Raw genomic sequence first — 12,496 nt, 5'->3', positions numbered from 1 at the left:
AAAACCTTTTAAAATAACATTGTTCCCCGTTATGATAAAAAGTCTACTTTAATTTTAAACACAAAATAAATACGTTGCATGACAACGTATCATTCGATGCTTATTAGAAATTCAATTTCATTTCATCATATTCTTACACTTAATAAAATCAATGAAACCAACCACTATGTGAGCCTTTGTTTACTCGTCCACTCTGGCGGTGTATTTTTATCCCAATATATTTTCCCTATATTATAATGGGTGGCAAATGAATCATGATAGGTATGATAGTGAAAATCGAACCAATACCCTTCCAGCGGAGGATTTTCCTGCCTGACATGGAATCTGATGATATCCTTGCCGCTGTTGGAATCATAAATATGAAATATTTTCTCGGCCCTGCCCGCACTCGGCTGCTCAGTGATGGTTAATTGCTGTAATTTTTCATTTGGAAATTGGGCAGCCATTTCTGTAATGGCTTCTTCCATTTTTGGTAATATGGCCATTTTGAACTCATCGCCAATTTTAGGATTGATCTTATCGCCAAATTTCATAAATGCGTTTTCCTCTGCCTTATTCAGAATGCCCGATAAAAATTCTTCCCGGTTGAATTCCTCTTCCAGTTCAGTTGAATTCCGCGAAGGAAGATAGGCTAATCCCTCTTCTTCCACTAACCCTTTTTTAGTATCCTTTAAGGAATCGGCTTCCGCAAGCCACCCCAGATCTGAAGGAGTGACAAGACCAAACGTCAAAACGGATACTAAAATGACAAGACTTTTCCTGAACCAAACCGCTGCTTTCAACTCACACTCCCCCTCCTTTTTAGTATTATCTTTATATTTAGTATACTTTTATTTTTTGGTAATTACGAATATATAGTTACCCATGTTTTAAAAATCAAAAAAAAGGATAAATACCTATATAAACCTTATGAACACAAACTTTTTCATTAAATATCAACAATTTTACATTTTTATGAAGGAATTTGACGATTTTTGGAGAAATTAATTAGATTCAAGTCTTTTTAAGGAGGGGTCTTATATGGCTTCGACTGCCATGGTGGCTTTATGTCTTGTAACATTAGCATTTTTCGTATATTTATCATTTGCTGATTAAGAATAAATGAATACCTACGAAAAATCACCTTGTCATTTTTTTACAATGACAAGGTTTTCATTTCACTCAAACATAAGCCTTACCTTTTGGCAAATAAAAGGACTGAATAATGGAGGAATCATTTTGGAAAACAACAATGAAAACATTAAAGATAAGGATTATAAAAGGGAAACAGCGAAAGGAAACGCCGGAATGGTCGTTACAGCTCATCCCGTAGCCACTTCCATTGGGGAAAAAATATTACGTGAAGGCGGAAATGCTGTCGATGCGGCGGTCGCCATCCAATTTGCCCTAAATATTGTGGAACCCATGATGACCGGTATCGGCGGAAGTGGTTTCCTTATGGTATATAACGCTAAAGATAAGGAAACAAAAATATACGATGGCCATGTAAGGGCACCTAAAGCTGCACATCGAGACATGTTTCTTGATGAAAAAGGTGATGTCATCCCATTTAAAGAAAGATCACTCAAAGCTACAGCTGTTGGCATTCCCGGAATACTGAAAGCTATGGATCAAGCACTCGCCGAAAATGGTAGCAAACCATTAGCGGACCTCATCGAGCCATCCATTGAATTTGCAGAAAAAGGAGTTCCCGTCAATTGGGTTCTTTGCGATGCACTTAAAAATTTTGAATATCGTTTGGGTGATGAAGCGCGTAAGTTCTTCATTCCAAACGGAAAACCCTATCAGGATGGAGATTTGCTGATAAAAGAGAAACTGGCGAATACCTATCGGATATTACAACGTGAAGGAATTTCCGCTTTTTATGAAGGTGAAATCGGAGAGGGCATCATTTCCTGTATACAGGAACTTGGAGGGTTCATGGAGCTTTCTGATTTAAAGGACTATAAAGCTACAATCGATGTACCCATTTATGGGGCTTATAAGGATTATCTAATTGCATCATCAAATGCCCCAAGTGCTGGTGGATTCACGGTCATCCAAATCCTGAAAATATTGGAGAGTTTCCATATAGAACAATATGACGTCCGTTCTTGGGAAAAATATTATTTAATAGCAGAAGCGATGCGTCTGGCATTTACAGATAAAAAGGCATTTCTCGCAGATCCCGAATTTGCCGAATTGCCATTGGCGGGTCTCATGCATGATGAATATATAGCTAAACGCCGCTCATTCATTAATTTCAAAACAAGAAATAATGCCATTGACTTCGGAAACCCTTGGATTTATGATTCCGTGAAACAAAGGGAAGTCATTCCGCAACCTAATGAGGAAGATATCAGTGAAACGACACACTTCACTGTCCGTGACAGATGGGGTAATATCACAGCATGCACTTCTACAGTGGAACACCCATTCGGATCAGGCATCATGGTTTCCGACTATGGTTTCATGCTGAATAACGAACTGACTGATTTCGATTCCATTCCAGGAGGCATGAATGAAGTGCAGCCCAATAAACGCCCCGTCAGCTGTAAAAGCCCGACCATAATATTTAAAGACGGCGAGCCGATCTTGACGTTAGGTTCACCTGGAGGACCAACCATCATCAGTTCAGTCGTACAAACGATCATCAATGTCCTCGATTTAAAAATGGATTTGAAAGCAGCCATCGAAGAACCTAGAATTTTCACTCCAATGGGCCCTCATATTGAATGGGAGCCTGGAATGGATATGACTAGCAAAGGCCACTTGGAAGCAATGGGCTTCGCCTTTAATGAAGTTCCCCACTCTATAGGGAATGTCCAGGCGATTCAAATCAACCCTGATGGCTCGAACTATGGTGCCGCCGATTCTAGCCGAGAAGGCTGTGCCATGGGTCTGGACGAAACAGATTATAAATCGTGATCACTGGATGGAGATGAAGCCAAAATGGAATTTTGATGTTTTTCTCTTTATTACCTCAAATCCAAATTCCTCAAAGCGGGAGCTGCGAAAATGGTCTTTCAACACGACTCTCTTGCGCGCAACCCGCTTGGCTTCTTTCATTATTTCCACAGATAAATCCTTACCTTCCGCAAAATGAGTGAGTCCCCTGATTCCATTCGATTCCTGAATCGTTTCTTCAAACATGGGATCGAAATATACGACATCAAAATGATTATCCGGCAATGTTTTCAAAACTTCGTAATGATCACCTTGCAAGACTTCTATTCTTCTCATCGCAGAAATCATCGTTTCTTCTGCATCCTCCCATGTCTTCATCCCATGGTTCACGAGCATGGCCAAATATTGATTTCCTTCCAATGCGATAACCTGTCCATGTTCACCCACTGCGAAACTTGCGACAATCGCATCAGAGCCCAAGCCCAAGGTACAATCAAGCACAGCGTTCCCTACATTTATATCTCCGGCAATGAGAAATGGATCACTCTCTCCGCGCATTATTCTTTTTATACGGATCATCGCTAGGTTCGGGTGAAAAAAGAATGGTTCTTTTTCCTGGTATCGATATAACTCCATCCGCCTTTTACCAAAAACAAGACAATCATCTTCATTCTGTTCCGCTTGGATATCTCTCACCGATCGTTTTCTTCGGGCTATGAAAGGGATATGTAATTCTTCAGCTAACCTTTTTGCTAATATCATCGTTTCTTTATCGGCTCTTCCTACTGTTGTGACAAACATGAATCCTACCCCTTCATACTCTCTTAAATTTGAAAAGAATGCCCTGTATCCAGGACATTCCTCTTCATTACTTATTTACTTGACTGAACGCTGCCAATAGATTTTCCATGATAGCTTCCATTGGCTGTCCTTCTATATCATGGCGCGGAATGAAATGTACGACCTCTTTGCCCTTTAAAAGAGCCATTGATGGTGAAGAAGGTTCTATTCCATCGAAGTATTCACGCATTTTAGCTGTCGCTTCCTTATCTTGGCCGGCAAATACAGTTACCAAATGATCTGGCTTATTCTCAGCTTGCAGTACGGCTTGAGTAGCAGCTGGACGGGCTAACCCGGCAGCACAGCCGCAAACTGAATTCACGACCACAAGTGTCGTACCTTCTACTGATTCCATAAAGTTTTCAACGGCTTCAGCGGATTCCAACTCATCAAAACCTGCTTGCACCAGTTCCGCGCGCATTGGTTTCACCATTTGTTTCATATATTCATCATATGCCATCGACATAAAAAAACCTCCTTGGTTACAATTCTTCAATTAGTATAATCATACTATATTCTTGAGTGCATATGCAAAAATGACGCTTAAAGCTTTGTGAAAAAATTTCATTGTTCTTCACAAAGAAACATGGTGGCAGAATCCACTTTCATTCTGCCACCATGTTTTAGTCTTCCTTTTAACCTAAACTTTCATTACTCCGCCTGAGCTGGCATTCGTCACAAGTTTGGAATAACGTGCTAAATAGCCTGTCCTGACTTTTGACTCGAAGCCTTTCCAATTGGCTTTGCGTTTTTCGAATTCCTCATCGGAAATTTCCAATTCGATTTTACGATTATTCAAATCCAGTTCGATGATATCTCCATCTTCAACAAAGGCAATCGGGCCACCCTCAGCTGCTTCGGGGGATATATGACCAATGCTGATGCCTCGAGATGCGCCTGAAAAGCGGCCATCAGTGATCAGACCGACTTTCGCTCCAAGTCCCCTCCCGACGATTTGGGAAGTGGGTGCCAGCATTTCCGGCATACCCGGCCCACCTTTAGGTCCTTCGTAACGAATGACCACTACATCCCCTTCTTTAACTTTTCCAGTAATGATCCCGGAAAGTGCATCTTCCTGGGAATCGAAACAAATGGCAGGACCCCTGTGGTAGCCACCAACTGATTCGTCAACCGCCCCCACTTTTACGATGGAGCCTTGAGGAGCAAGATTACCAAACAATACCGCAAGCCCGCCACGCTCAGAATGCGGATTATCCAACGGATGGATAACATCCTTGTCCAATATTTCACAACCGGCAACATTTTCGCGGAGCGTTTTACCTGATACAGAAAGGCAGTCTCCATTAAAGGCACCTGGTTTTTTGAGTAACTCATTAATGACGGCACTTACTCCACCGGCATTATGTACATCTTCAATATGATAATCGGATGCCGGTGCGATCTTCGCTAAATGCGGTACGCGGTTAGCTATTTCATTTATGCGTTCCATTGGATATTCAAAACCTGCTTCATGTGCCAATGCAAGTGTGTGCAGAACGGTGTTGGTCGAACCGCCCATCGCCATATCCAATGCAAATGCGTTATCAATCGCATCAATCGTCACGATATCACGTGGCTTGATATCCTGTTTGATTATCTCCATCAACTGTTTAGCGGATTTCTTAACGAATTCCTTACGTTCTTCGGCTACCGCCAAAATCGTTCCATTTCCCGGAAGCGCAAGTCCCAATCCTTCAGCCAGGCAGTTCATGGAGTTTGCAGTGAACATTCCTGAACAAGAACCGCAAGTAGGGCATGCAACTTGTTCGATTTCCTGCAAATCTTCTTCATTGATATTACCTGCTTGATAAGCGCCCACCCCTTCAAAAACGGATGTTAATGAAAGAGATTTACCGTTTTTGTCTTTACCTGCTTTCATGGGTCCGCCGCTTACGAATATTGTAGGAATATTGACTCGAAGTGCTGCCATCATCATTCCCGGCGTTATCTTGTCACAGTTTGGAATGCAAACCATACCGTCAAACCAATGTGCTGATACAACAGTTTCCACGGAATCTGCGATGATCTCACGGCTTGGCAAAGAATAGCGCATACCAATATGACCCATCGCAATTCCATCGTCTACCCCAATCGTATTAAATTCGAATGGAACACCGCCTGCTTCGCGAATCGCTTCCTTCACTATTTTTCCGAATTCCTGAAGGTGGACATGACCTGGAACGATATCGATATATGAATTACAAACCGCGATGAACGGTTTACCGAAATCTTCTTCTTTTACCCCTGCTGCCCGCAGCAGACTTCTATGTGGAGCTCGATCGACCCCTTTTGTAATCATGTCACTTCTCATATTTGATGTAGACATTTGTTGTACCCCCAATTTCCACTAAATGTTTAATGATTCAATATAATATAATTTTTAGTATACTCTAAAAATTCTAACATATTTACACACAAATGCAACCATTCAACACTAAATATCTACAAAAATCATTTTACTAAAATAATAGAGATCAAATTTATATCTTAACAACTTCTGTATATCGAAAATTAGCCATTTTGAATGTTTTGGAATTCGACCTGAGGGGAACTAATGTCAAACGACTTGAAGATCCGCTTCAATCGAGTAGGAGGAGGCGCCTAGCCTCCGACCTCTCACACCACCGTACATACCGTTCGGTATACGGCGGTTCAGTTTAAGTCTGACGTAGTTTTGTATATCGTTCATATAGATTTACTAACCCATGATGGAGCCAATAAACATTATTAAGGGTTTTGTCTAGAATAGGACTATGCGCTATGCGCCAATAACCCTTTCTGCTATTTCCCCATTCATATGCTTTTCCAAATGGGACGCCTAATCCTTTGAGTTTCCTCACCCTCGTTCTTGGCAATTTCCATTGCTTCCATAGACACATCCTGAGTCTTCTTCGAATCCATGAATCTAAATTCTTCAATACGTTCGGAGTATCAATGAGGGCGAAATACCCCATCCAACCTCTAAGGTATTGCTTTAACTTATTTATTCGGAGTTTCATGGGTATCGGTAATTTTCTCGAGGTCATTTCCCTGATTCGTTTCTTTACTCTCTTCACCGTTTGTTTAGCCAGTAGAACCTTCGGGTTCTTCTTTGACTTCGTGAAACTAAAACCGAGAAACGTTCTGTTCCAAGGGCGATCATACTTCGACTTCTCGTAGTTGACCTTTAGCTTCAGTTTATTTTCAATGAAGCTTGAGATATTTCCCATTGCACGTTTGGCGGCTTTTCGTGTCTTCACAAAGATAGTACTGTCATCCGCATACCTTACGAATCGAAGATTGCGTTTCTCTAGTTCTTTATCTAACTCGTCTAACATGATATTAGATAATAAAGGACTTAACGGACCTCCTTGCGGAGTTCCCTCCTCACTTTTATGAAAAAGTCCGCCTATCATAATGCCTGCTTGAAGGAATTTTCGAATCAGTTTGAGAACTCGTTTATCTTCAATTTTCCGCTCTAACATTCCCATGAGCTTGTCATGATTCACTTTATCGAAGAACTTCTCCAAGTCCATATCCACTACCCATGTATAACCTTCGGTTATATAGGACTTTGCCTTTCGAACCGCCTGGTGCCCCTGTTTGTTAGAGCGAAATCCATAGCTATTCTCCGAAAAGGTTGAGTCATATATCTTGGTCAATATTTGGGCAATGGCTTGTTGAATGAAACGGTCTAGAACGGTTGGAATACCCAATAGCCGAACTCCGCCGTTTGGTTTCGGGATTTCGATACGACGGACGGGCTGCGGTTGATAAAGATTGCACTCTTACCCGGGGAGGTCTGATGACAGCCAAGTACACTTGGTAACCTGTCCAGTGATGGACAGCTGAATCTCACCGTGGACACCCTTGCATTAAGCTAACCACTACTACTGCCTTCATGGTTCGGGACTTTCACCCTATAGATTGCACCCATGCCGGGCGCACAAAAAAAAGGCATGCGGATTAAATCATCCGCATGCCTTTTGCCTGTAACCATTTTAGATCCCATTAAGTTATCATTAAATCTCACATGTCATTCGCTTGTCTTGATTCTGTCATTTGCTTCCAAACCGAACCTTTTGCTTCTTCCCCATTTTCTATACGGTCAATGGCCATCTTGACCTGCAGGGCCACTTCGAATTCAGGGTCCTGTTCCGCTTGCTTAAGATAAGGGAGGGTCGTTTCATTTCCCGCTTCGTATAAAAACATCGCCGCCCTCCATCTAACCAATTTATTTTTATCCGAAAGTGATTGAGACATTTCTCCCATCGCTTCTTCAAAGCCAAGATCGGATAAACAATCACCAGCCGTACGTCTTACCGCTGCACTTTTATCTTTCAATGCTTTATACAAGCTCGGAAGCACTTTTCTATCCTCGATCATACCCAAGTATACTACCGCGAGCCTTCGAATGGAGACCTTACTGTCGGAGAGTGCCATGTCCAATACTGGAATATCATCAACCGTTGGATCTTCCATTTGTTCTAATGCCTGATAACGCTTTTCCCAGCTTTCGTCATTCAGCATTTCTGCAGTCAGTTTAATTTTCGGTCGTTTCAAAAATGCCTCCTTCGTATCCACGATTTCTTTTGCAGCGGCTACTAGCCGATTAATTCGTTCTTCCGGATAAGCTGCAATCAACTCATCCGATACTTCCTTCACGATATCTTCCATATCACCATATCTTACGCCATAATCCTTCCATTTTCGAAGCAGGACTACATTATCATCTTCTTTTTGGGCAGCGGCAATGCCCTTTATGAAATAATCCGGTAAGGCAAAACGTTTTTCTTGTTGGCTATCACTTGCTTTAATTTGCATCGGAATGCCCTTGAATTGTTGAATGGCAACACTTACTTCACCATAATGTTCATTTAATGCCGTTTGTTGATTTTGTTCCTCGGTTTTTTCCCCAAAAACCTGACGGATTTGGACCAAGATATCTTTCCAATCATATTTCGCATTTCGCTCAACGGCTAAGAAGTCCGCAACATGATATACCCCTTTCACTCCCTCGATCGTAAATAAATCTTTGATCAGCTGGGGTGCTTGGTCAGCTTGATCTTTCTTATAATTATTGCTTTTACCAGCTAATAGCTCTTCATTTAAATTGATTTTCATTGTATTCGGACTTGGTGTAGGTTCTATCGACTTAATTTTCAATGCATTTCTCTCCTTTTACAAGACGTTTCCATGTACTAGATATTATCACATCGGCAACAGATTCTCATGCAATTGAGATTGGCTAAAAAAAGACCGATCCAAGATTGCTCACTTGGACCGGTCATCACGCTCATTCCTCTTCCAATTTTTCCGCTAAATACGTCCATCTTTCCATCAAATGGTCTAATTTATCCGTTAGTTCCCTTTCTTCTTCAAGCAGCAGGCGGACTTTTTCAAAATCGCTTCCCGCTGCTGACATTTCTGATGTTATGTCCTTCAGGCGCAGCTCTGCCCGTTCCATGTTCCCTTCTATCTCTTCCCATTCCTTACTTTCCGCATAAGTTAGTTTTTTCTTTTTCTTATCGGTCCGGTTCATTTGAGGTTCTGGTGCTTTTACCGGCACGGCCTCTTCCTTCTTTTCTTCCAAGAACTCTGAATAATTGCCGTAATAGAAATCTATTTCACCTTTATTCTTGAAAACAAGAAGCTGATGGCACGTTTTATCCAAGAAATACCTATCATGTGATACAGTAATGACTACACCTGAAAACGTTTCTAAATAATCCTCCAGAACGGTCAAGGTTTGCGTGTCCAAATCATTCGTCGGTTCATCCAAAAGCAGGACATTAGGTGCCGACATCAATATGTTAAGGAGATATAAACGCCTTTTCTCCCCACCGGACAGCTTGCGAATTGGCGTCCCATGCGACCCCATTGGAAACAAGAACCTTTCAAGCATTTGCGCAGCCGAAATGAAACTACCATCTTTAAGCGCGATTGAATCCGCCGTTTCACGAATATACTCTATCATGCGCAAATTCTCATCCATATCTACGCTTTCTTGTGTATAGTAGCCTATTTTCACAGTTTGCCCTTTTTCCAGGTTTCCTTCATCTATAGATTCCCGTCCGGCCAGGATATTTAACAAGGTTGACTTTCCACTGCCATTATTACCGACGATCCCAATCCGATCACCTGGTTTCAAGAGGAAAGAAAAATGGTTGATGATGGCTCGATCACCGAAGGATTTAGAGACATCCCGCATCTCGAGTACCTTTTTCCCAAGACGGGCACCGCTTAATTCCATTTCCAGGTTGTCGGTTTTCTGCTTATCCTTTACACCTGATTCCAATGTTTCGAAGCGTTGGATCCTGGCCTTTTGTTTCGTTGTACGGGCCTTGGCACCTTTACGGATCCAGGCCAGTTCCTTTTTGAATAGACTTTCCTTTTTCGTTCTTTCAGCCGATTCATTCTCTTCACGAATGGCCTTAGATTCTAAATAATCCGCATAGTTTCCTTTGTATTCGAAAAGCTGCGTTTGGGCAATTTCCCAAATCTTATTGGACACACGATCAAGGAAATATCGATCATGGGTTACAAATAAAACGGACTTTTGATATTTCCCCAAATATTCTTCAAGCCAAGTGATGCTTTCGAAATCGAGATGGTTCGTAGGCTCATCCAAAATCAGTAAATCAGGGGTCTCAATCAAGGTTTTTGCCAGGGCCGCACGTTTTTTTTGACCACCTGAAAGTTCCCCCAATTTCCTTGAATGATCAGGAAGACCAAGCTTGGTCAGTATCGTTCTGGCATTGGCACTTGTATCCCAGGCGCCAAGCGTGTCCATATCCTGTTGCTGTTTTAACAAACGGTCCTGTATTGCGCTATTCTGAGGGTCTACCTGGAGTTGAACGAGCGTCTTTTCATACTCTTTAATCAGCGAAAATACAGGAGTTGAACTTTCATACATATACTCCATGATCGTCAATTTCTCATCAAAATGCGGATCTTGGGATAGATAGGAAATCGTATAATCATTCGGATGATCCTTCGTTCCTAAATCACTGTCTTCCAACCCTGCGATGATATTCAATAATGTCGATTTACCGGTGCCGTTTATACCAACGATCCCGATTTTTTCCCCTTCGGTAATGGAAAAAGAGACATCTTTAAAAAGCAGCTTTTCCCCTTGGGTTTTCATTACATATTCCATGCTAAAAACTTTCATAATCGTACATCCCATTCCTTTTTAAATTCCTCTAAAAACCCTACCATATATTCATGCCTTTCACTTGCAATCTTCTTGGCCGTACAAGTATTGAGCATATCTTGCAAACGCAATAATTTTTCATGAAAGTGATGAATGGAAGAGCTTTTGCCATTCCTGTATTCCTTCTTGGTCATATTTTCCCTTATGGGCAATGAAGGGTCATACATAAGTTGTCCCTTTTTTCCGCCAAATGCAAATGTCCTGGCTATGCCAATGGCACCAATTGCATCCAAGCGGTCTGCATCCTGAACAATTTCAGCCTCGATCGAAGGAAGCTTCAACTGCCGTGCACTATATGAAATTGTATTGATGATCTGTTTGATGGCATCCACACTATCAATATCCAACTTTATTTCATCAAACCAAAGGTCAAGCTTTTTCCAGCCTCCATCGGCATCCTGGTTTAGTTTATCATCCGGGATATCATGAAGCAGAGCCGCCAATTCAATGATGAATTCATTTCCTTTTCGTTCTTCTTTTGCAATATGTAAAGCCAGCTTACGAACCCGATCGATATGGAACCAATCATGGCCGCTGGCATCAGAATTCAATTGGTCATATACATACTTCTCCGTTAATTCAATCATCGTTTGTTTCATTTCACCACTCCATGTCCTTTCTATTTTACCATGGTTCTCAATAATGGTGTGCTTTAATCTTCATTGAACCAACTGATCCCAATCGTCTGTTCACCGGTATGCACCCCGATGGCACTGCCCAGTGGGGATACATGGGTCAACACATGAGGAAATTCTTCGGAAATCATCTTTTTCCATCTTTGTGCCTGCTCCGACACTGCACCATATAATATGGTGCATTCTTTTACTTTTCCCGCTTCGACTGATCTGCGAAAATCAGTGAAGATCTGTTTTTCCGCTTTTTTAAGGTTCCGAGGTTTAGATTTAGTGTGAAGCAGACCTTTTTCGATTGAAATGATGGGTTTAAAGCTCAATAGGCTTCCTAGAATAAACTGTGCGTTTGTTAACCTGCCGCTGCGATGCAGCTGATCTAAAGAACCTATTAATACATAGGTTTCATGGTTATCCGCATACATCCTCGTTTTGACGAAGGCATCATTGATGGATTCGCCATTATCAATATAATGCATGAGCTTTTTCAAGATTAATAGCATTGGAAAGGAAATAAGTAAAGTATCAAAAACGTCAACGGGGATCGTAACCATTTGTGCAGCTTGCCTGCTCGCGGAAACGGTCCCGCTCAATTCACTTGAAAGGTGTACGGCTATGATTCGATCATAGCGTTTTTCAAGCTCCTTATATAACTCTTGGAATCTGCCGACCGAGGGCTGTGACGTAGTGGCGGTGATTTTTTCCTCACTCATCCGCCGGTATAATTCCTCAGGTAATAGGTCGACGCCATCTTCATATTCCTTCCCATCGATGATGACGACCATCGGAACGACGTATACATGTTCATTCAATGATAATTCTTCGTCTAAAGTTCCCGTACTATCTGTTACCCATGCAATTCGTTCCATGGTTTCCCCCCTCATTTGTGTCTTCTATTATATTCAACATCCAAACCATCTGTCCCCTTAAAAAAACGGATGCATGC

General features: G+C 41.7%; 9 protein-coding genes and 1 pseudogene. 1 reads left to right on the top strand and 9 read right to left on the bottom strand.

Features of this window, described 5'->3' with window-relative positions:
* Window positions 1–164 precede the first annotated feature (164 nt).
* A complete protein-coding gene (locus tag QFZ73_RS22515) occupies window positions 165–782 on the bottom strand; it encodes a YpjP family protein (RefSeq protein ID WP_307270891.1) in 618 nt (205 codons plus the stop codon).
* Window positions 783–1,218: 436 nt separating this feature from the next.
* Between QFZ73_RS22515 and ggt the strand changes: the two genes are divergently transcribed.
* Window positions 1,219–2,907 carry a gamma-glutamyltransferase gene (gene ggt, locus QFZ73_RS22510; RefSeq protein ID WP_307270888.1) on the top strand — a complete coding sequence of 563 codons (1,689 nt, stop codon included), beginning with the start codon at window positions 1,219–1,221 and terminating at the stop codon, window positions 2,905–2,907.
* Here ggt and QFZ73_RS22505 read toward each other — a convergent pair whose 3' ends face one another.
* From QFZ73_RS22505 to QFZ73_RS22470, 8 genes and pseudogenes are all read right to left on the bottom strand, one after another.
* Window positions 2,908–3,687, bottom strand: a complete 780-nt coding sequence (locus tag QFZ73_RS22505; protein ID WP_307270885.1) for a class I SAM-dependent methyltransferase — start codon at window positions 3,685–3,687, stop codon at window positions 2,908–2,910. It lies immediately after the preceding gene.
* A gap of 67 nt (window positions 3,688–3,754) precedes the next feature.
* Entirely contained in the window at window positions 3,755–4,192 is a 438-nt protein-coding gene (locus tag QFZ73_RS22500; protein WP_307270882.1) for a BrxA/BrxB family bacilliredoxin, read from the bottom strand.
* Between the two features lie 174 nt (window positions 4,193–4,366).
* Window positions 4,367–6,037, bottom strand: coding sequence for a dihydroxy-acid dehydratase (ilvD, locus tag QFZ73_RS22495; RefSeq protein ID WP_251429090.1), 1,671 nt, complete (start codon window positions 6,035–6,037; stop codon window positions 4,367–4,369).
* A 346-nt stretch (window positions 6,038–6,383) separates the two neighbouring features.
* Window positions 6,384–7,481, bottom strand: a pseudogene (ltrA, locus tag QFZ73_RS22490) (group II intron reverse transcriptase/maturase); the annotation flags it as partial.
* Between the two features lie 253 nt (window positions 7,482–7,734).
* A complete protein-coding gene (locus QFZ73_RS22485; protein ID WP_251428362.1) occupies window positions 7,735–8,871 on the bottom strand; it encodes a conserved virulence factor C family protein in 1,137 nt (378 codons plus the stop codon).
* 130 nt (window positions 8,872–9,001) lie between these two features.
* Window positions 9,002–10,879, bottom strand: coding sequence for an ABC-F family ATP-binding cassette domain-containing protein (locus QFZ73_RS22480; RefSeq protein ID WP_307270878.1), 1,878 nt, complete (start codon window positions 10,877–10,879; stop codon window positions 9,002–9,004).
* Window positions 10,876–11,520 (bottom strand): HD domain-containing protein, encoded by a 645-nt coding sequence (locus tag QFZ73_RS22475; protein WP_251428356.1) that lies wholly within the window; start codon window positions 11,518–11,520, stop codon window positions 10,876–10,878. Before QFZ73_RS22475 ends, QFZ73_RS22480 begins: the two co-directional genes overlap by 4 nt.
* Window positions 11,521–11,573: 53 nt before the next feature.
* Window positions 11,574–12,419 (bottom strand): DegV family protein, encoded by an 846-nt coding sequence (locus QFZ73_RS22470; RefSeq protein WP_307270875.1) that lies wholly within the window; start codon window positions 12,417–12,419, stop codon window positions 11,574–11,576.
* Window positions 12,420–12,496: the final 77 nt, after the last annotated feature.

Source organism: Peribacillus sp. V2I11 (assembly GCF_030817135.1).
GTDB classification, from domain to species: Bacteria; Bacillota; Bacilli; order Bacillales; family DSM-1321; genus Peribacillus; species Peribacillus simplex.
Note: the sequence above shows the minus strand (reverse complement) of the source record. Positions and strands in the feature narration are given on the sequence as shown.

Coding starts and splice junctions, on each gene's coding strand:
- ilvD (WP_251429090.1), bottom strand. CDS start 6,037: ATGAGAAGTGACATGATTACAAAAGGGGTCGATCGAGCTCCACATAGA.
- QFZ73_RS22480 (WP_307270878.1), bottom strand. CDS start 10,879: ATGAAAGTTTTTAGCATGGAATATGTAATGAAAACCCAAGGGGAAAAG.
- QFZ73_RS22505 (WP_307270885.1), bottom strand. CDS start 3,687: ATGTTTGTCACAACAGTAGGAAGAGCCGATAAAGAAACGATGATATTA.
- QFZ73_RS22500 (WP_307270882.1), bottom strand. CDS start 4,192: ATGTCGATGGCATATGATGAATATATGAAACAAATGGTGAAACCAATG.
- QFZ73_RS22475 (WP_251428356.1), bottom strand. CDS start 11,520: ATGAAACAAACGATGATTGAATTAACGGAGAAGTATGTATATGACCAA.
- QFZ73_RS22470 (WP_307270875.1), bottom strand. CDS start 12,419: ATGGAACGAATTGCATGGGTAACAGATAGTACGGGAACTTTAGACGAA.